Source organism: Pseudomonas sp. PDM14, assembly GCF_014851905.1.
Taxonomy (GTDB): Bacteria; Pseudomonadota; Gammaproteobacteria; order Pseudomonadales; family Pseudomonadaceae; genus Aquipseudomonas.
The window spans coordinates 2,400,442-2,419,493 of the sequence record NZ_JACVAQ010000001.1 but is presented as its reverse complement, the minus strand read 5'-3'; the positions used below and the strand labels follow the sequence as shown (position 1 = coordinate 2,419,493).

Sequence of the window (19,052 nt, the reverse complement as noted above, 5' to 3'; positions counted from 1 at the left end):
AGCGCAGTTTACGAGCTGTAAATGAGCATTCCGAGGGCACTTTTAACGCCGTATGGCCGACAGACAGAAGATCGTAAGCTGGTTCTAAGCGTCGCCATAGAACGTGACTCAATAGTCACACTCCGCGTCAACCGGGTATCCCGATTCATTTGAGTCGCCACCCGGCATGTGCCGTCTGGCTGGGGAAAGCCGTTGCCGCTGCGCGCCTGTCGCCAGTTGTGCACGCGCCCCGCCTCGACGCGCTGGTCGACTGCAGGAGTTCCGAGTGATGTCTCGACTACCCGTCATCGTGGGTTTCGGTGGTTACAACCCCGCGGGCAGAAGTTCGTTCCACCACGGCTTCCGCCGTGTCGTCCAGGAGTCCCTGGACAGCCATGCGCGCCAGGAAACCCTCGCCGGCCTAGCCGTGATGATGCGTTTGGTGCAGGTGATCGACGGCCGCCACTGCACCCCCGACGGCACGCCGCTGAGCCTGGCCGAGATCGAAGCGCAGCATGCCGAAGCGATTCTCGCCGGCACCATGGTGCGGCGCATCGACAAGCGCCACCTGGATGTCGACGCTGCCCACTGGCAGAAGAACCTGACCGTCAGCCACGCGCAGTTCACCACCACCCGCAAGCAGTTGCCCGAACCGCTGCCGGCCAACTGGAGTATCGAGCCGCTGGACGACCTGCAGGTGCGGGTGACCCTGCATGACAGCTGCGATTTCAAGGTCGACAGTTACCGTGCGCTGCCAGTGAAATCCGCCGGCCAGCTGCCCAGCGGCTTCGAGCCCGGCGAGCTGTACAACTCGCGCTTCCACCCGCGCGGCCTGCAGATGGCCATCGTCGGCGCCACCGATGCGCTGCGCTCCACCGGCCTGCCCTGGGCCCACATTCTCGACCACGTGCAGCCGGACGAAGTCGCGGTGTTCTCTGGCAGCATCATGAGCCAACTCGACGAGAACGGCTTCGGCGGTATGCTGCAGGCGCGCCTCAAGGGCGGCCGCGTCACCGCCAAGCAGTGCCCGCTGGGCCTCAACACCATGCCGGCCGACTTCATCAACGCCTACGTGCTGGGCAGCGTCGGCAGCACCGGCAGCGTCACGGGCGCCTGCGCCACCTTCCTCTACAACCTGCAGAAGGCCATCGAGCAGATCACCAGCGGTCAGGCCCGCGTGGCCCTGGTCGGCAACAGCGAGGCGCCGCTGACCCAAGAATGCATCGACGGCTACGGCGCCATGGGCGCGCTGGCCACCGAAGAAGGCCTGCGCAAGATCGAGGGCCGTGACGACGTCGACTTCCGCCGCGCCAGCCGTCCGTTCGGCGACAACTGCGGCTTCACCCTCTCCGAGTCGGCGCAGTTCGTGGTGCTGATGGACGACGCGCTGGCCCTGCAGCTGGGTGCCGACATCCACGGCGCCGCCACCGACGTGTTCATCAACGCCGACGGCTTCAAGAAGTCGATCTCCGCGCCCGGCCCCGGCAACTACCTGACCCTGGCCAAGGCCGTGGCCGCCGCCATGCAACTGGTTGGCGAAGACGGTGTGCGCCAGCGCAGCTTCGTCCACGCCCACGGCTCGAGCACGCCGGCCAACCGGGTTAGCGAATCCGAATTGCTCGACCGCGTCGCCGCCGCCTTCGCCATCGACGACTGGCCGATCACCGCGGCCAAGGCCTTCGTCGGTCACTCCCTGGCCAGCGCCAGCGCCGACCAGGTGATCTCCGCGCTCGGCACCTTCCGCTACGGCCTGCTGCCCGGGCTGAAGACCATCGACCGGGTCGCCGATGACGTGCACCAGCAACACCTGAGCCTGGAAACCCGCGACCGGCAGATGGGCCCGTTGGACGTGTGCTTCATCAACTCCAAGGGCTTCGGTGGCAACAACGCCAGCGGCGTGCTGCTGGCCCCGCACGTGGTCGAGCGCATGCTGCGCAAGCGGCATGGCGAGGCAGCGTTCGGCGCCTGGCAGGCCAAGCGCGAACAGACCCGCGCCACCGCCCAGGCCTACGACCAGCAGGCGCTGCTCGGCCAGTTCGAGATCATCTACAACTTCGGCCACGACCTGATCGACGACCAGGAACTGCAGATCGACGAGCAGGAAATCCGCATCCCCGGCTTCAACCAGCCGCTGCGCTACCGCAAGGACGAGCGCTACCGCGACATGCTCTAAGCGAGCGCCGGCCGCAAGGGGAAGGTGTGACCAACAAGCTCCTGGCGCGGGCGCCGTAGGCGGCCCGCGACAATCTGCAGACGGTCAGCGGTGCAGCACGTACTGCCCGCTGAAACGCACCGCCTCGGCACCACCTGCGAGGATGCGGCTGTGCAGCTTGATCCGCGCCAGCCCGCGACGCCGATAGAGGGCCAGGAACCGCTCCCACTCGGCCGCTGCCGGCGCCGCGCAGACGGCCACGGCATCGGCCAGCACTGGCTGTGGATAGTCGATCTGCCCCTGCTGGATGACGATGTGCCCACCTGCCACACCCGCCTCGCGCAGGCTCAGGTGCAGCCAACCCCAACCGGCCAGCACCGCGCCGCAGTAGAGGCTGCCGCCGAACATGCTGCTCTTGTGGTTGAGGTTCGGCTCCAGCGGCAATCCCAGGCGCAGTTCGCCGTCAGCCCAGCCCTGCACACGCAGGCCGAGGGCCTGGGTCAGCGGGATGTCCTGGTGCAGCAGCTGCTCCAGGTAGCGGCGGTCATCGCTCATCTCAATCGAGCGTGCGCGCCAGCTGCAGCAGTTCGGTGCGCCAGGCGGCGATGCGCGGCAGGCAGAGGAAGGACGGGTTGAGGTACGACTCGCGCGCCTCGTAGGTCAGCGCCTCGCCACTCAGGTCGAGCACCTCGCCGCCTGCGCCTTCGAGCACGCCTTGCGCCGCCGCGGTGTCCCACTGCGAGGTCGGCGCCAGGCGCGGGTAGCAATCGGCATTGCCTTCGGCGAGCTGGCAGAACTTCAGCGAACTGCCAACGCTGGCCAGCTGCAGGTCGCCGAAACGCGCACTGAGGCCGGCGAGCAGCGCTTCCTGCGCGGGGCTGCTGTGGCGCTTGCTGGCGACCACGGTGAAGGCATCCACCGGCGCGATGCGCACGGCGATGGCCTGCGGCTCGCCATCACGCTCGACGCGCCAGGCGCCCAGGCTGCTGCCGCCGTAATAGCAGCGGCCACTGGCCGGGATGCCGACCACGCCGAACACCACCTGGCCGCGTTCGATCAGCGCGACGTTGACGGTGAACTCCTCGCTGCCGGCGATGAATTCCTTGGTCCCGTCCAGCGGGTCGACCAGCCACCAGCGCTGCCAGTTGGCCCGCTCGGCGAAGGCGATCTCGCTGTCTTCCTCGGAGAGCACCGGGATGTCCGGCGCCAGCGCGCTCAGGCCGGCGACGAGGATATGGTGCGCGGCCAGGTCGGCGGCGGTGACCGGCGAGGAATCGGCCTTGGCGGTGACCGCCACGTCGTTGCGCCAGTGCGGCAGGGTGGCCTCACCAGCGGTCTGCACCAGCGCAACCACGGCATTCAGGTAGGGATGGATCACAGGCGAAACTCTCCACGCTGGCTGAGGATGTCGCGCGCCAGGTACAGCGCTGCCAGGGCGCGGCCTTCAGTGAACTGCGGATGCTGGGCCAGGCTGGTCAGCTCACGCAGGCTGACCTGGTCGACGCGCATCGGCTCGGGCTCGTCGCCCGGCAGGCGCTCCTCGTACAGATCGCGGGCCAGTACCACCTGGATCTTCTGGCTCATGTAGCCAGGCGACAGGCTCAGCTCGGCGATCAACTCCAGCTGGCGGGCGCCAAAACCGGCCTCTTCCTTGAGCTCGCGGTTGGCGGCATCGAGCACATCCTCGCCAGGTTCGATCAGGCCCTTGGGCAGAGACAGCTCGTAGGCGTCGGTACCGCCGCAGTACTCCTCGACCAGCACCGCGTGCTCGTCGTCGAGCAGCGCCACGATCATCACTGCGCCATAGCCCGCGCCCTTGCCGACCAGCCGCTCGTAGGTGCGCTCGACGCCATTGGCGAAGCGCAACTGCAGCTCTTCGACGCGAAACAGGCGGCTGCTGGCGACGATCTCGCGGGCCAGCACGACGGGTTTCTCACGCATGGGATCACTCCTTGAAACGAACGAGTATCATACCCCGGCGGCCGTGATTGTTCCGTTGCAGATTGCCGCCGTACACATCCCTTCACCTTTTTCATGCCAGAACCCGCCATGCCACTGCTGCCCTGGACCGAGATCGACACCGTGCTGCTGGACATGGACGGCACCCTGCTCGACCTGCACTTCGACAACCACTTCTGGCTCGAACACCTGCCGCAGCGCTACGCCGAACTGCACGGCGTGAGCCGTGAGGCCGCCGAGGCCGAGCTGCTGCCGCTGTTCCGCGAACATGCCGGCACCCTGCCCTGGTACTGCACGGACTTCTGGAGCCGCGAACTGAGACTCTCGGTGCGCGAGCTCAAGCGCGAAGTGGCCCACCTGATCGCCCTGCGCCCGGATGCCGACACTTTCCTCGCCGCCCTGCAGCGTGCCCGCAAGCGCGTGGTGCTGATCACCAACGCGCACCGCGACTCGCTGTCGCTGAAGCTGGAGCGCATCGAACTGGCGCCCTATTTCGACCGCCTGATCAGCTCCCACGACTATGGCTTCCCCAAGGAGAACCAGCAGTTCTGGTTCGCCCTGCAGCAGGATTTCCCTTTCGACCCGGCGCGCAGCCTGTTTATCGACGACAGCCTGCCGATCCTGCGCAGCGCCCGCGATTTTGGTGTCGCCCACCTGCTCGGCGTGTGCCAGCCGGACAGCTGCAAACCGCTCAAGGACACCGAAGAGTTCGCCGCCGTGGACGACTACCGGCGCCTGATCGACGGCCTGTAACGCCACGCCGACCACCACCAGGCCCGGCAGTTCGCTGCCTCCGGCTATATTTGCCCACCCCGTGAAGTACCTCGCGCGCGTGACCCGCCGCGCTTGCCTGACGCGTCTGCGCTGGCAGGATGCCCTCGTCACTCTGCAGAGGTTTGAACCATGAAGTATTCCTCCTTGCTCCTGCTCAGCCTGGGTCTCGCCAGCGGCGCGGCATGGGCCGGCAACACCGAAGCCGGGGTCGGTGGTGCACTGGGCGGCGTGCTCGGCTCGGTGGTTGGCCAGCAGGTTGGCGGCGACACGGGCGCAGCGATCGGTGCCGGCCTCGGCGGCGCCGCCGGCAGTGCGGTGGGCGCGGACAAGCGCAGCCGGGCGCAGGCCGCCGTGGGCGGTGGCCTGGGCGCGGCGGGCGGCAATGTGGTCGGGCAGAAGCTCGGTGGTGATACCGGCGGCCTGATTGGCGCGGCAGTCGGCGGTGGTGCCGGCGGCGCGCTGGGCAACAGCTTCGGCGCCGATGACGACGATGATCGCCATGAAGGCCGCCGCCAGCGCCATGACGACCGCCATCACCACGGCAAGAAGCATCGCAAGCACAAGCGTCATCACCACGACGATTGAGGCAGAAACGAAAAAGCCCGCAGATGCGGGCTTTTTCTTGCGCGGAAGCTTAAGGAACCCCTGAAAAACTACTGCGCTCGGTTATGCAGCGTTGAAATCAGCCCGGGACGCGGCGTCTCAAAATGCTCATTTACAGCTCGTAAACTGCGCTTCTTCGGCTGATTTCGCCTTGCCTAACCATCGCTCGCTACCTTTTTCAGAGCTTCCTTAGATGCCTTCGCGGCGCAGGGCGGCGGCAGTGAAGTCGCCCTTGTTCAGCTTGACGTTGAAGTCGTACATCGGCTCGTTGTTGTCGAGGCCGTCGACGAAGTAACGGCTGCCCTTGAAGTCGTAGATGGTCTCCAGGGTGCTGCCGAACATCGGCACGTCGTAGTAGCTGATCGGGTGCGCTTCCTGCAGACTGATCAGGTCGCCGTTCTTGTCGTACAGGTCGACGGCGAGGATCTGCCAGCTGTCCTCGTCGAGGTAGAAGCGACGCTTGGCATACGGATGGCTGAAACCCTTGCGCAAGCTGGCCTCGACCACCCACACACGGTGCAGCTCATAGCGCAGCAGCTCGGGGTTGACGCTCTTGGCCTTGAGGATCTGGTCGTACGGCACGCCCTTCTGGTGCACGGCGTAGCTGTTGTAGGGCATGAGCATTTCCTGCTTGCCCTTGAGGTCCCACTCGTAGCGGTCCGGTGCGCCGTTGTAGGCGTCGACCACGTCGGCGGTGGCCATGCCGTTGGTGTCCGGCTGCAGCGCTTCGTACGCCAGCATCGGCAGGCGCCGCACGCGACGCTCGCCACGGCTGAAACGCCAGGCCTTGCGGATCGCCAGGACCTGGTCGAGGGTTTCCTGCACCACCAGCGAGGAACCGGCCAGCTTGCTCGGCGCAGTCACCTGGTACTTGTAGAAGAACAGGGTGTTGTCCAGCTCGCCGGGGGTCATGCCTTCGCGACCGTAGATGAACAGGACGTCGCGCTCGCGCTTGAGCAGCACATAGCTACCGCTGTTGAGCACCGCCGCCTGGTTGGTGATCATGCGGATCTGCTCGCCGCGGTAACGCATGATGTGGTTCCAGATCGCCTCGGTGCCGCTCTGCGGGATCGGGAACGGAATTCCTGCCGCGGTGCCTTCCACGCCGTTACCGCCGGAGATCAGCGAGGCATTGCTGACGTTGTAGCGGGTGGCATCGTAGATGCGCTGCGGCGCGGCTGCGCTGCGGCGAGTCGGGTAGACGCGCAGGTAGTAGTCCGGGTGCTGTTCCAGCAATTTCTGGAAGCCCGGCGCCAGCATGGCCTTGTACTGCGCCGCATTGCTCTGGTCGACGCGATAGAGCTGGGCATCGGTGGCATACGGATCAGGGTGGTGCATGCCCGGCTGGTAATTGGCCGGCGGGGTCGACAGGCCGCCCTCCCACGACGGAATGGTGCCCGCGGCATTGCCCGCGCGCTCACCGCCGAGCGGCATCAGGTCTTGCCCGAGGCGTGCAGCCTGGGCGGCATCGACCCGTGCGTAGGCAGGCAGAGCGACCGCTGCCAACAGCATGATTGCAATGGTTCTCAACACAGCGTTCTCCTCGCAGCGCTGACGACGCGCTGCTGTTCTTTTTATACAGCCCAGGGGGGCGGCACTTGCAGATAGCCATCGGGGGAGGTCAAAGCCATCCTGGCGCCGGGTGGTCCCGGTCATTTTTCACCCCATCCACGGGGTGTTTTGCATTATTCGCAGCGTTCGAACTTGAGGTCCCAGACCCCGTGACCGAGACGCTCGCCACGCCGCTCGAACTTGGTCACCGGGCGTTCCTGCGGACGTTCCACGTAGTCGCCAGCGACAGCGACATTGCGGTAGCCCGGCGCAACGCTCATGACCTCGAGCATGTACTCGGCGTAGGGTTCCCAGTCCGTGGCCATGTGCAGCACGCCACCCACCTTGAGCTTCTGCCGCACCAGCTCGGCGAACGCCGGCTGGACGATGCGCCGCTTGTGGTGACGGGCCTTGTGCCAGGGATCTGGAAAGAACAGTAGCAGACGGTCGAGGCTGGCATCGGCCACGCAATCGCGCAGCACTTCCAGGGCGTCACAGCTGTAGACGCGCACGTTGCTCAGGTTCTGCGTGAGCAGGCCGTTGAGCAGAGCACCGACACCCGGCTTGTGCACCTCGACGCCGATGAAATCCTGCTCCGGCGCGGCGGCAGCCATCTCCAGCGTGGAGTGGCCCATGCCGAAGCCGATCTCGAAGGTACGCGGCGCGCTGCGACCGAATACCTGGTCGAAATCACGCGGGCCATCCTCCAGCTGCAGACCAAATTTCGGCCAGCCGTTGTCGAGGCCGCGCTGCTGGCCTTCGGTCATGCGCCCGGAGCGCATGACGAAACTTTTGATGCCGCGCAGGTGGCGCTCGGTAGCGCCTTCTTCTGCCGGCTGATTGTCTTCGCTCATGAGGTTCTCGTAGAGCCTGTCTAGGGTTCGCGAGCTAGAGCCAGGCCAGGCAGAAGCAAGCAAGGGAACGGTTTTGCCAATGAGTACTCCGGGCGGCGCTCAACGACGCCCGGCCAACGTGCAGCGGACCATCAACAGGCGCTTACTTGATCAGGCCATCCAGCGGCGACGACGCGCTGGCATAGAGCTTCTTCGGCATGCGCCCGGCGAGGTAGGCCATGCGCCCGGCGATGATCGCGTGCTTCATCGCCTCGCCCATCAGCACCGGATTCTGCGCGTGGGCGATGGCGCTGTTCATCAGCACCGCCTCGCAGCCCAGCTCCATGGCAATGGTGGCATCGGACGCAGTGCCCACGCCGGCATCGACCAACACCGGCACGGTGGCTTCTTCGAGGATGATGCGCAGGTTGTAAGGGTTGCAGATGCCCAGCCCGGTGCCGATCAGGCCGGCCAGCGGCATCACCGCGATGCAGCCCATCGCCGCCAATTGACGGGCGATGATCGGGTCGTCGCTGGTGTAGACCATCACGTCGAAACCGTCCTTGACCAGCACTTCGGCGGCCTTGATGGTTTCAATGACGTTGGGGAACAGGGTCTTCTGGTCGGCCAGCACTTCCAGCTTGACCAGGTTGTGGCCGTCGAGCAGCTCACGCGCGAGCCGGCAGGTGCGCACGGCCTCGTCGGCGTCGTAGCAGCCGGCGGTGTTCGGCAGGATGGTGTAGCGCTCGGGCGAGATTACGTCGAGCAGGTTCGGCTCGCCAGGGTTCTGGCCGATATTGGTACGGCGCACCGCGACGGTGACGATCTCGGCTCCCGAGGCCTCGATGGCCTGGCGGGTTTCCTCGAGATCCTTGTACTTGCCGGTGCCGACCAGCAGGCGCGACGCATAGGTGCGGCCAGCCAGGGTGAATGGCTTGTCGATGATGGCGCTCATGGCAACTCCTCGCGGGCGGTCTAGCCGCCGCCGATGGCGTGGACGACTTCCAGCTGGTCGCCGTCATGCAGGACGGTCGCGCCATGCTGGCTGCGCGGCACGATGTCCAGATTGCGTTCGACCGCCACGCGCCGCCCGGTCAACTGCAAGCGCTCGAGCAGGTCCGCGACGGTCGTGCCGTCGGGCAGTTCGCAGGGTTCGCCGTTCAACTGGATATGCATGGCTGGGCAGTCAGAACATAAAAGGGTCGGCATTCTAGCCCGATCACCCGCGGCGACCAAGGTAAAAGGCCGCCATTCATCCCCATGATAGCTAGCGCGTTCAGCCGCTGACTTGCCCCAGGTCAGGCGGCGCGCCAGGCGGCCAGGCCCAGGCACAGCCAGCCGGCGAGAAACGCCACGCCACCGAACGGGGTGATGATGCCGAGCTTGCCGATGCCGCTGAGGGTCAGGGTATACAGGCTGCCGGAGAACAGCAGGATGCCCAGGGCGAAGGCGCAACCCGCGCCCGTGAGCAGGCGGCTGGGCAGGTGCAGGCTGAGCAGCGCCACGCCGAACAGCGCCAGCGCGTGCACCAGTTGGTAATGCACGCCTGTCTGGAACACCGTCAGGTACTCCGGGCTCAGGCGTCCCTTGAGCCCGTGCGCGGCGAAAGCGCCAAGCGCCACCCCGGTGAAACCGGCGAAAGCCGCCAGCGACAGAAACACTCGAAGCATGATTCACTCCCGAACAGACCATAAGCGCTGGCTATAATGGCCCGCTCCAACCTTTCGGCCAAGCTATCCATGCTCCGCACCCTGCTCCGCCGCCTGTTCAAACTACTGTTCTGGTTCGCCCTCGGTTCGGCGCTGCTGGTGCTGGTGCTGCGCTGGATCAATCCACCGGGAACAGCGCTGATGATCGAGCGCAAGGTCGAGTCATGGGTTGACGGCCAGCCCATCGACCTGCAGCGCAGCTGGCGCCCGTGGAGGGAATTGCCCGACCACCTGAAAGTGGCGGTGATCGCCGCCGAAGACCAGAAATTCGCCGAGCACTGGGGCTTCGATATCCCCGCCATCCAGCAGGCCCTGGCACACAACGAACAGGGCGGCAGTCTGCGTGGCGCCAGCACCTTGAGCCAGCAGGTGGCGAAGAACCTGTTGCTCTGGTCCGGCCGCAGCTGGCCACGCAAGGCGCTGGAAGCCTGGTTCACCGGGTTGATCGAAGTGTTCTGGCCCAAGCAGCGGATTCTCGAGATCTACCTCAACAGCGTGGAATGGGGTGACGGTGTGTTCGGCGCGGAAGCCGCCGCGCGTCATCACTTCGGCGTCGGCGCACCTTATCTGTCACGCCAGCAGGCCAGCCTGCTGGCGGCCGTACTGCCCAATCCGCGTGCGTGGAATCCGGGCCGCCCCGGCCCGCACGTCAGCCGCCGGGCCAGCTGGATCCGCCAGCAGATGCAGCAGCTCGGCGGCAGCCATTACCTCAACCAGCTGAGCCGACCGCTGCCGAACTGGTGGCTGGACTGGCTGCCTCGCCCCGCAACCTGAGCAGCCCCCAGGCGATCAGCGACTGGCCGCTAAAGTAGCAGCAGACGATCACCAGCACGGCATGCGGGAACGGCTGAACGAACTTGTTCACGCCGATCAGCGAATCGGCGATCACGAACAGCAGCGCCCCCAGCCACAACGGACCGGGCCGCTGCTCGACGCGCACCGCACACAGCGCCATCGCCAGCAGGCAGACGAAGTACAGGGTCACCGGAACCTTCAGCGCACCGGCACCCGGCAGCATCCAGCTGATCATCAGCACGGCATAGCCGATCACCGGCAGGCTCCACAGCAGGCGCCAGGAGCGGCTCCGCGCCAACAGGGCGAAGCCGACGATGAAGGCCAGCTGGTTGACCAGGAACGCCAGCAGCGCCTGCACGAACAGGCCGTCGCGATCACCGTAGTCGAGAAAGAAATCACCCAGTGCCGCCGCCACGAACCCCAGCGCCAGCCAGCCACCCGCGGCGCCGCGTATGGAGCGCAGGGCCAGCCAGGCGAACAGCAACATGGGCAGCGGCTTGAGCAACCAGCCGAGCGGATAGGGCTTGAACGGCAACAGCACGATGTACAGCGCGCCTAGCAGCAAGGCCAGGCCGAACAGATAACGGTGGGCAGTGGGCATGGCGACACTCCGGCTTCTTCTTGTAGTGCCGCCAGCATGGCGCGCCACGCTGCCGGCGCACCACTCTGCACACGTCACAAGCCTGTGCGCAGCGCGTCAGCGAATCGCAGGCGAAAAAAAGCCGCACCTGGGTGCGGCTTTTTTTGAGCGCTGGAAAACTCAGGCCTGGATCGAGCCTTTGAGCTTGTTCATCGCGTTCTTCTCCAGCTGGCGAATGCGCTCGGCCGAGACGTTGTACTTGGCGGCGAGGTCGTGCAGGGTCGCCTTCTCCTCGGCCAGCCAGCGCTGATAGAGGATGTCGCGACTGCGCTCGTCCAGGCCTTCCAGCGCTTCGTGCAGGTTGGCGGTGGAACTGTCGCTCCAGTCGGCATCCTCGAGCTGCATGGCCGGATCGTAGCGATGATCTTCCAGGTAATGCGCCGGCGACTGGTATGCGCTGTCGTCGTCATCGTCTGCCGCCGGGTCGAAGGCCATGTCATGGCCACTCAGACGGCTTTCCATTTCGCGCACTTCACGCGGCTCGACACCCAGGCTTGCAGCCACGGCGTGCACTTCGTCATTGCTCAACCAGGCCAGACGCTTCTTCTGGCTGCGCAGGTTGAAGAACAGCTTGCGCTGCGCCTTGGTGGTGGCGACTTTGACGATGCGCCAGTTACGCAGGATGAATTCGTGAATCTCGGCCTTGATCCAGTGCACCGCAAAGGACACCAGGCGCACGCCCATTTCCGGGTTGAAACGCTTGACCGCCTTCATCAGGCCGACGTTGCCTTCCTGAATCAGGTCGGCCTGGGCCAGGCCGTAACCGGAATAGCTGCGCGCGATGTGCACGACAAAACGCAGGTGGGCGAGAACCATCTGCCGGGCTGCTTCGAGATCCTGGTGGTAGAAGAGATTCCCGGCCAGCTCGCGCTCCTGCTCAGGCGTCAACAGCGGGATGCTGTTCACCGCATGCACGTAGGCCTCCAGGTTTGCACCGGGGACTAGGGCATGAACAGGCTGCAGAGATGTGGTCATGAAAAACCTCCGACTTTCAAAAACGGGTGCAGTTTAGCACTGCGACCTGTGACTGCAAGGTTGTGGAAAAGTTTCCTTACAGTGAGATAAACACATATAAAACATAGACTTACTAACGAGGCGCCAGTTCACTGAGGTGACGCGCCACGGCGAGCCAGGCGCCAATATAGCCCAACAGGACCGCGCCGAGCAGCAATGACAGACCATCGTCTACTGGCACGCCGCCCAGGGCAAAGTCGCTGCCGTACAACCCGGCCAGGCGCACCACCGCCGCATTCAACCAGTCCAGGCCAAATGCCAGTACCGCCCAGGCCAGCAATCCCGCGCCGACACCGTACAACGCGCCCATATAAAGGAACGGCCGACGTACGTAGCCATCGGTACCGCCAACCAGCTTGATCACCTCGATCTCGTTGCGACGGTTCTCGATGTGCAGGCGGATGGTATTGCCGATCACCAGCAGCAGGGCCAGCACCAGCAGCAGGGTCAGGCCGAAGACGAAATGCTGGCCCAGCTTGAGAATCGCCGACAGGCGCTCGACCCACTGCAGGTCGAGCTGTGCCTGCTGCACGCCGGGCAGTTCGGCGAGGCGCCCACGCAGAGCCTCGAGCGCCGCCTTGTCGACTTCATGCGGCGTCACCACCACCACGCCGGGCAACGGGTTGTCCGGCAGCTCGCGCAGGGCTTCGCCGAGGCCGGACTGCTGCTGGAACTCGGCCAGGGCTTGCTCACGGCTGATCCACTCGGCTTCGGCGACATCGCCCATGCCGGCGATTTCGTCGCGCAGGCGCTGACCGCTGGCTTCGTTGGTGTCGAGATCGAGGTACAGGGAAATCTGCGCCGCGCGCTGCCAGGAGCCACCCAGGCGCTCGACGTTATCGAGCAGCAGCGACAGACCCATGGGCAGCGACAGGGCGATGGCCATCACCAGACAGGTAAAGAAACTGCCGATCGGCTGACGAGCCAGGCGGCGCAGGCTGTCGACCAGACTGGCGCGATGGCTTTCCAGCCAGGCGTGCAGCAGCGTGGAGAAATCCGGGCCTTCGTTGATCGGCTTGTCGGCCTTGGCCTTCACCGCACCGACGCGTTCGGCGGCTTTCGGGTTGCGTTGGCTCTCGCTCATCAGCTGGCCTCCCCGTCGCCGATCAGGCGACCACGTTGCAGAGTCAGCATGCGGTGACGCATGCGGGCGATCAGCGACAGGTCGTGGCTGGCGATCAGCACGGTGGTGCCGAGGCGATTGATGTCCTCGAACACGCCCATGATCTCAGCCGCCAGACGCGGGTCAAGGTTACCGGTAGGTTCATCCGCCAGCAGCAGGGCTGGACGGTGCACCACGGCGCGGGCGATGCCGACGCGCTGCTGCTGGCCGGTGGACAGGTCCGCCGGCGACTGTTCGGCCTTGTCGCTCAGGCTGACGCGTTCCAGGGCCGCGCCGACGCGTTTGCTGATCTCTTCCTTGGACAGGCCGAGGATCTGCAGCGGCAGGGCGACGTTGTTGAACACGCTGCGATCGAACAGCAGCTGGTGATTCTGGAACACCACGCCGATCTGCCGACGCAGGAAGGGAATCTGCGCGGTGCTGATCTGGCCCAGGTCCTGCCCAGCCAGCAGCAGCTTGCCGGTGGTCGGTCGCTCCATCGCCAGGAGCAGGCGCAACAGCGTGCTCTTGCCCGCGCCGGAGTGCCCCGTGACGAACAGGAACTCGCCCCGTCGTACGTGGAAACTCAGTTCGTGCAACCCGACATGGCCGTTGGGATACCGCTTGCCGACCTGCTCGAATCGAATCATGTGCGTTCCTTCTCCGCGAACAGCGCCTGGACGAAATCCTGCGCGACGAAGGTGCGCAGGTCGTCGATCCCTTCGCCGACGCCGATGTAGCGGATCGGCAGGCCGAACTGCTTGGCCAGGGCGAAAATCACGCCACCCTTGGCGGTGCCGTCCAGCTTGGTCAGGGCCAGCCCGGTGAGGGTCACGGCCTGGTTGAACTGCTTGGTCTGGTTGATCGCGTTCTGCCCGGTACCGGCGTCAAGCACCAGCAGCACTTCGTGCGGCGCAGTGTCGTCGAGCTTGCCGATCACCCGGCGGACCTTCTTCAACTCTTCCATCAGGTTGTCTTTGGTGTGCAGACGCCCGGCGGTATCGGCGATCAGCACATCGGCGCCACGGGCCTTGGCCGCCTGCACGGCGTCGAAGATCACCGAAGCCGAGTCGGCGCCAGTGTGCTGGGCGATCACCGCGATGTTGTTGCGCTCACCCCACACCTGCAGCTGCTCGACTGCAGCGGCGCGGAAGGTATCGCCCGCGGCGAGCATGACCTTCTTGCCATCCTGCTGCAGCTTCTTCGCCAGCTTGCCGATGGTGGTGGTCTTGCCTACGCCGTTCACGCCGACCACGAGGATCACGTAGGGCTGCTTGCCGGTGTCAACCGTGAGCGGTTGCTCGACCGGCTTGAGCAGCGCGGCCAGCTCTTCCTGCAAGGCCTTGTACAACGCGCCGCTGTCGGCCAGCTCCTTGCGCGCCACGCGCTTGGTCAGACTGCCGATGATCGCGGTGGTCGCCTCGACGCCGACGTCGGCGGTGAGCAGATGGGTTTCCAGGTCCTCGAGCAGGTCATCGTCGATGGCCTTCTTGCCGAGGAACAGGCTGGCCATGCCTTCGCCGAGGCTGGCACTGGTCTTCGACAGGCCCTGCTTGAGGCGGGCGAACCAGCCGCCCTGGTTATCGCCGGGCTTGTCCTGCTCCAACGAGGTGGCCTCGGCAGGTACCACCACGTCGACAACCGGCTCCAGCGGCTCGGGGGCAGCAGGAGCATGCACCTCATGCGGCACTTCACTGCCGGCATTGATGCGAAAGCGCGAGAACACGGCTGGCTTGTCCGTGGGCTCGGCCACGGGCTCGGCCGCGACAACTGCCTCGGCGGCAGACGCGGGGTCCGCGGGAACAACCGCAGGCGACTCGATGACGGGTGCGGGCCCCGCGGCAGGAGCACTGCTGAGCGGCTCGGGCGCTATAGGCGCAGGCTCGGCCAGCGGCTCGACTGACGGCGGCACAGCATCGACGGGAACGCTCGGCGGGGTGTTCGCTGCCGCATCGTTCTGCCCTTCCTGGGGCTTCTTGCGCAGCCAGCCGAACAAGGATTTCTTCTCGCCGGCATCGCCCGGCGTCTTGCCAGCGGAAGCTGGCGACTTCTTGTCGTCTTCGGAACCAAACATGGGTCGCTTGCATCTCAGGGGAGCGGCGCAGCAGAGCCAATACAGCCAGCGCGCCGCCCCGGAAAAGGATGGGGTATCCTAGCACCTCTTCGCTCGCCGGCGGTACGACCGCCCGGGCTGTCCGACAGGTCCCGAATCAATGAATCGACTAGCCCGCCGCTGCGCCGGCCTGCTGTTAACGGCGTTGCTCGCACCTCTGGCCGCCCAGGCCGCCGAACCGCAAACCACCCACGAATTCATCCTCGACAACGGCCTCAAAGTCGTCGTCCGCGAAGACCACCGCGCCCCCGTGGTGGTCTCGCAACTCTGGTACAAGGTCGGCTCGAGCTACGAGACGCCCGGCCAGACCGGCCTGTCCCACGCCCTCGAACACATGATGTTCAAGGGCAGCGGCAAACTCGGCCCCGGCGAAGCCTCGCTGATCCTGCGCGACCTCGGCGCCACCGAGAACGCCTTCACCAGCGACGACTACACCGCGTATTACCAGGTCCTGTCGCGCGACCGCCTGGCGGTGGCCTTCGAGCTGGAAGCCGATCGCCTGGCCAGCCTCAAATTGCCGGCCGACGAGTTCGCCCGTGAAATCGAAGTGATCAAGGAAGAGCGCCGCCTGCGCACCGACGACAAACCCTCGTCGCTGGCCTACGAGCGCTTCAGCGCCATGGCCTTCCCCGCCAGCGGCTACCACACGCCGACCATCGGCTGGATGGCCGACCTCGACCGCATGACCGTCGAGGAGCTGCGCCACTGGTACGAATCCTGGTACGCGCCGAACAACGCCACCCTGGTGGTGGTCGGCGATGTCACCGGCGCCGAGGTGAAGACCCTCGCCGAGCGCTACTTCGGGCCCATCCCGCGCCGCGACGTGCCAGCGGCGAAGAAACCGCTGGAGCTGGCCGAACCGGGTGAGCGGCAGATCACCCTGCACCTGCGCACCCAGCTGCCGAGCCTGATCTATGGCTTCAACGTGCCGAGCCTGGCCACGGCGAAGAACCCGCGCGAGGTACACGCCCTGCGCCTGATCAGCGCGCTGCTCGACGGCGGCTACAGCGCCCGCCTGCCGACCCGCCTGGAGCGCGGCGAGGAGCTGGTCGCCGGCGCCTCCGCCAGCTACGACGCCTTCAGCCGGGGCGACAGCCTGTTCACCCTCAGCGCCACGCCGAACGTGCAGAAGGGCAAGACCCTGGAGCAGGTCGAGGCCGGCCTGTGGCGCGAGCTGGAAGACCTGAAGAAGACCCCACCGAGCGCCGAGGAAGTGCAGCGCGTTCGCGCCCAGGTGATCGCCGGGCTGGTCTACGAGCGCGACTCGATCACCAGCCAGGCCAGCACCATCGGCCAACTGGAAACCGTCGGCCTGTCCTGGAAGCTGATGGACGATGAACTGGCCGCCCTCGAAGCCGTCACCCCAGCCGATATCCAGCAGGCCGCACAAACCTATTTCACCCGCACGCGCCTGAGCGTCGCCCACGTCCTGCCCGAGGAGACCGGCCATGAGTAACGGCCTGCGTTACAGCCTGCTGGGCCTGGCTCTGATCCTGCTGATCGGCCTGCTCACCTTCATCGCCAGCCGCCCCGCCGACGCACCGCTGAACACCGCCGAAGCAGCCGTGGCAGAACCTGCCGCCAGCGAAGCCGGGGCAGCCACGACCGACATACCGGTCGAACAACGCATCAAGTCGCTCGCCGACCTCGACGACAAGGCCCTCAGCCGTCGCCAGCTGGACATCCAGACCTGGCAGACCGCCGAAGGCGCCAAGGTGCTGTTCGTCGAAGCCCGCCAACTGCCGATGTTCGACCTGCGCCTGACCTTTGCCGCCGGCAGCAGCCAGGATGACGGCGTGCCCGGCCTGGCCATGCTGACCAACGCCATGCTCAACGAAGGCGTGCCCGGCAAGGACGTTACCGCCATCGCCCAGGGTTTCGAGGGCCTGGGCGCGGACTTCGGCAACGGCTCGTACCGCGACATGGCAGTCGCCAGCCTGCGCAGCCTGAGCGCCAAGGAGCAGCGCGAGCCGGCGCTGGAGCTGTTCGAGCAGGTCATCGGCCAGCCGACCTTCCCCGAAGACGCCCTGTCGCGCATCAAAAACCAGGTCCTGGCTGGCTTCGAGTACCAGAAGCAGAACCCGGGCAAGCTCGCCGGCCTGCAGCTGTTCGAGCATCTCTACGGCGACCACCCGTACGCGCACCCGAGCGAAGGCACCGAAAAAACCCTGCCGGCGATCAGCGCCGCGCAGCTCAAGGCGTTCCACCAGAAGGCCTATGCCGCCGGCAACGTGGTCATCGCCCTGGTCGGCGACCTCTCGCGCGCCGAAGCCGAAGCCCTGGCCGCGGAAGTCTCCGCGTCCCTGCCCAAGGGCCAGGCCCTGGCCAAGATGCCCGCACCGCAGGTGCCGAAGCCTGGTCACAGCCACATCGAATTTCCGTCCGCGCAGACCCACCTGATGCTCGCCCAGCTCGGCATCACCCGTGACGACCCGGACTACGCGGCGCTGTTCCTCGGCAACCAGATCCTCGGCGGCGGTGGCTTCGGCACCCGTCTGATGAGCGAAGTGCGCGAAAAACGCGGCCTGACCTACGGCGTCTACTCGGCCTTCAGCGCCATGCAGGCGCGTGGCCCGTTCATAATCAACCTGCAGACCCGCGCCGAGCTCAGCGAAGGCACGCTCAAGCTGGTGCAGGATCTTCTGCGCGACTACCTGGCCAGCGGCCCGACCCAGAAGGAACTCGACGACGCCAAGCGCGAGACCGCCGGCAGCTTCCCGCTGTCCACCGCGAGCAACGCCGACATCGTTGGACAGCTCGGCGCCATGGGCTTCTACGACCTGCCGCTGACCTATCTGGAAGACTTCATGGCCCAGGTTCAGGCGCTCGACGTTGCCCAGGTCAAAGCGGCGATGAACAAGCACCTCTCGCCCGAGGCGATGATCATCGTCACCGCCGGGCCGACCGTGGCGCAGAAAGACCTGCCGCCACCCACCGACAAACCCGCCGAGCAACCGACCGGCGTTCCGGAGCACTGATGCGCAAGCCCCCAGCCAAACCAGACCACGGCGGCAATGGCCAGCTGCGCATCATCGGCGGCGAGTGGCGCAGCCGCCAGTTCAGCTTCCCCATGGCCAACGGCCTGCGGCCGACGCCGAACCGCGTGCGCGAAACCCTGTTCAACTGGCTGGCACCCTACGTCGAGGGCGCGCACGTGCTCGACTGCTTCACCGGCAGCGGCGCGCTGTTCCTGGAAGCACTGTCACGCGGCGCCAGCAGCGCCCTGGCGCTGGACAGCAACCCGAGCGCCATCAGCAGCCTGCGGCAGATCCTCGGCACACTGAAATGCGAAAACGGCCAGTTGCTGCAGACCAACGCCCTACTGCACCTGGAAAACCAGCCGGCCAAACCCTACGACCTGGTCTTCCTCGACCCGCCGTTCGGCCAGGACCTGCTGGCCCCGGCCTGCGTGCTGCTGGAAGAAAAGGGCTGGCTGGCCAAGGACGCCTGGGTCTACACCGAAAGCGAGAACGCCCCCTCGACCCTGGCCATGCCCGGCAACTGGCGCCTGCACCGCGAGCAGAAGGCCGGCCAGGTGCATTACGCACTGTGGGAGCGGCGTTGATTTGGCGCTGGAGCGCACCCCGCTCAGGGACTTCATCTACGGCAACCTGCCCTATTTTCTAGTCGTTCCGCTGGCACTGATGCTGCTGTTCGCCGACAAGGAAATCGCCTTTGGTATCTCCCGCAACGTCATCGACCCGTCACGAGGCTTCGTGCTGGGGCTGACCGAGCAACGGGTGATCGCGGCACTGGTCTTGGTATTCGCTATCCGCAAGATGTGGCTCAGCAGGCGCCGCTAAGTATTCATTCGGCCGGCCAATGATG

21 protein-coding genes are annotated in these 19,052 nt (G+C 65.9%); 8 read left to right on the top strand and 13 right to left on the bottom strand.

Features of this window, described 5'->3' with window-relative positions; all coding sequences use genetic code 11:
• Positions 1 to 268: 268 nt before the first annotated feature.
• Positions 269 to 2,152: a beta-ketoacyl synthase gene (locus tag IB229_RS11405; RefSeq protein ID WP_192328594.1), complete on the top strand. Its 1,884-nt coding sequence runs from the start codon at positions 269 to 271 to the stop codon at positions 2,150 to 2,152.
• An 84-nt stretch (positions 2,153 to 2,236) separates the two neighbouring features.
• Here the strand turns inward: IB229_RS11405 and IB229_RS11400 are convergent, their stop codons facing one another.
• Genes IB229_RS11400 through nudE form a run of 3 tightly spaced genes read right to left on the bottom strand, consistent with a single transcriptional unit; the run spans position 2,237 to position 4,072 of the window.
• The gene (locus tag IB229_RS11400) at positions 2,237 to 2,686 is read right to left on the bottom strand and encodes a YiiD C-terminal domain-containing protein (protein ID WP_192328591.1); all 450 of its coding nucleotides are present in this window, start codon (positions 2,684 to 2,686) and stop codon (positions 2,237 to 2,239) included.
• 1 nt (position 2,687) lies between these two features.
• On the bottom strand, positions 2,688 to 3,509 hold the full coding sequence (gene cysQ, locus IB229_RS11395) for a 3'(2'),5'-bisphosphate nucleotidase CysQ (protein WP_192328588.1): 822 nt from the start codon (positions 3,507 to 3,509) through the stop codon (positions 2,688 to 2,690).
• A complete protein-coding gene (nudE, locus tag IB229_RS11390; protein ID WP_192328585.1) occupies positions 3,506 to 4,072 on the bottom strand; it encodes an ADP compounds hydrolase NudE in 567 nt (188 codons plus the stop codon). The genes cysQ and nudE overlap by 4 nt, the downstream gene beginning before the upstream one ends.
• Positions 4,073 to 4,180: 108 nt before the next feature.
• On the opposite strand from nudE, the gene yrfG reads away from it, so the two are divergent.
• Together yrfG and IB229_RS11380 are read left to right on the top strand one after the other, a co-directional pair.
• Positions 4,181 to 4,843 carry a GMP/IMP nucleotidase gene (gene yrfG / locus IB229_RS11385; RefSeq protein ID WP_192328582.1) on the top strand — a complete coding sequence of 221 codons (663 nt, stop codon included), beginning with the start codon at positions 4,181 to 4,183 and terminating at the stop codon, positions 4,841 to 4,843.
• Between the two features lie 150 nt (positions 4,844 to 4,993).
• The gene (locus IB229_RS11380; protein WP_192328579.1) at positions 4,994 to 5,449 is read left to right on the top strand and encodes a hypothetical protein; all 456 of its coding nucleotides are present in this window, start codon (positions 4,994 to 4,996) and stop codon (positions 5,447 to 5,449) included.
• 207 nt (positions 5,450 to 5,656) lie between these two features.
• Here the strand turns inward: IB229_RS11380 and IB229_RS11375 are convergent, their stop codons facing one another.
• The 5 genes from IB229_RS11375 to IB229_RS11355 all read right to left on the bottom strand — a co-directional run bounded on the left by IB229_RS11375 (position 5,657) and on the right by IB229_RS11355 (position 9,521).
• Entirely contained in the window at positions 5,657 to 6,979 is a 1,323-nt protein-coding gene (locus IB229_RS11375) for a DUF1329 domain-containing protein (RefSeq protein WP_225579125.1), read from the bottom strand.
• A 173-nt stretch (positions 6,980 to 7,152) separates the two neighbouring features.
• Positions 7,153 to 7,824: a tRNA (guanosine(46)-N7)-methyltransferase TrmB gene (gene trmB / locus IB229_RS11370; protein ID WP_225579124.1), complete on the bottom strand. Its 672-nt coding sequence runs from the start codon at positions 7,822 to 7,824 to the stop codon at positions 7,153 to 7,155.
• A 190-nt stretch (positions 7,825 to 8,014) separates the two neighbouring features.
• A complete protein-coding gene (locus IB229_RS11365) occupies positions 8,015 to 8,806 on the bottom strand; it encodes a thiazole synthase (RefSeq protein ID WP_192328570.1) in 792 nt (263 codons plus the stop codon).
• Positions 8,807 to 8,826: 20 nt separating this feature from the next.
• Positions 8,827 to 9,027 (bottom strand): sulfur carrier protein ThiS, encoded by a 201-nt coding sequence (thiS, locus tag IB229_RS11360; RefSeq protein WP_192328567.1) that lies wholly within the window; start codon positions 9,025 to 9,027, stop codon positions 8,827 to 8,829.
• Positions 9,028 to 9,149: 122 nt separating this feature from the next.
• Positions 9,150 to 9,521 (bottom strand): DUF423 domain-containing protein, encoded by a 372-nt coding sequence (locus tag IB229_RS11355; protein WP_192328564.1) that lies wholly within the window; start codon positions 9,519 to 9,521, stop codon positions 9,150 to 9,152.
• A 69-nt stretch (positions 9,522 to 9,590) separates the two neighbouring features.
• Here IB229_RS11355 and mtgA point away from each other — a divergent pair, with 69 nt between their 5' ends.
• On the top strand, positions 9,591 to 10,334 hold the full coding sequence (gene mtgA, locus IB229_RS11350) for a monofunctional biosynthetic peptidoglycan transglycosylase (protein ID WP_192328561.1): 744 nt from the start codon (positions 9,591 to 9,593) through the stop codon (positions 10,332 to 10,334).
• Here the strand turns inward: mtgA and IB229_RS11345 are convergent.
• From IB229_RS11345 to ftsY, 5 genes are all read right to left on the bottom strand, one after another.
• Entirely contained in the window at positions 10,270 to 10,956 is a 687-nt protein-coding gene (locus IB229_RS11345) for a lysoplasmalogenase (RefSeq protein ID WP_192328558.1), read from the bottom strand. The genes mtgA and IB229_RS11345 overlap by 65 nt on opposite strands.
• A 159-nt stretch (positions 10,957 to 11,115) precedes the next feature.
• Positions 11,116 to 11,970: an RNA polymerase sigma factor RpoH gene (gene rpoH / locus IB229_RS11340; RefSeq protein ID WP_192328555.1), complete on the bottom strand. Its 855-nt coding sequence runs from the start codon at positions 11,968 to 11,970 to the stop codon at positions 11,116 to 11,118.
• A 112-nt stretch (positions 11,971 to 12,082) separates the two neighbouring features.
• Positions 12,083 to 13,093 carry a permease-like cell division protein FtsX gene (gene ftsX / locus IB229_RS11335; RefSeq protein WP_192328553.1) on the bottom strand — a complete coding sequence of 337 codons (1,011 nt, stop codon included), beginning with the start codon at positions 13,091 to 13,093 and terminating at the stop codon, positions 12,083 to 12,085.
• A complete protein-coding gene (gene ftsE, locus IB229_RS11330; protein WP_192328551.1) occupies positions 13,093 to 13,761 on the bottom strand; it encodes a cell division ATP-binding protein FtsE in 669 nt (222 codons plus the stop codon). The genes ftsX and ftsE overlap by 1 nt, the downstream gene beginning before the upstream one ends.
• A complete protein-coding gene (gene ftsY, locus IB229_RS11325; protein ID WP_192328549.1) occupies positions 13,758 to 15,185 on the bottom strand; it encodes a signal recognition particle-docking protein FtsY in 1,428 nt (475 codons plus the stop codon). Before ftsY ends, ftsE begins: the two co-directional genes overlap by 4 nt.
• A gap of 139 nt (positions 15,186 to 15,324) precedes the next feature.
• Here ftsY and IB229_RS11320 point away from each other — a divergent pair, with 139 nt between their 5' ends.
• From IB229_RS11320 to IB229_RS11305, 4 genes are read left to right on the top strand one after another with little or no spacing between them, the layout of a single operon-like run.
• Entirely contained in the window at positions 15,325 to 16,680 is a 1,356-nt protein-coding gene (locus IB229_RS11320) for a M16 family metallopeptidase (RefSeq protein ID WP_192328547.1), read from the top strand.
• Positions 16,673 to 18,202: a M16 family metallopeptidase gene (locus IB229_RS11315; protein WP_192328545.1), complete on the top strand. Its 1,530-nt coding sequence runs from the start codon at positions 16,673 to 16,675 to the stop codon at positions 18,200 to 18,202. The genes IB229_RS11320 and IB229_RS11315 overlap by 8 nt, the downstream gene beginning before the upstream one ends.
• Positions 18,202 to 18,789 carry a 16S rRNA (guanine(966)-N(2))-methyltransferase RsmD gene (gene rsmD, locus IB229_RS11310; protein WP_192328543.1) on the top strand — a complete coding sequence of 196 codons (588 nt, stop codon included), beginning with the start codon at positions 18,202 to 18,204 and terminating at the stop codon, positions 18,787 to 18,789. Before IB229_RS11315 ends, rsmD begins: the two co-directional genes overlap by 1 nt.
• Position 18,790: 1 nt before the next feature.
• Complete coding sequence (locus IB229_RS11305; protein ID WP_192328541.1) at positions 18,791 to 19,027, top strand: hypothetical protein; 237 nt, start codon at positions 18,791 to 18,793, stop codon at positions 19,025 to 19,027.
• The last annotated feature ends 25 nt before the right edge of the window (positions 19,028 to 19,052 follow it).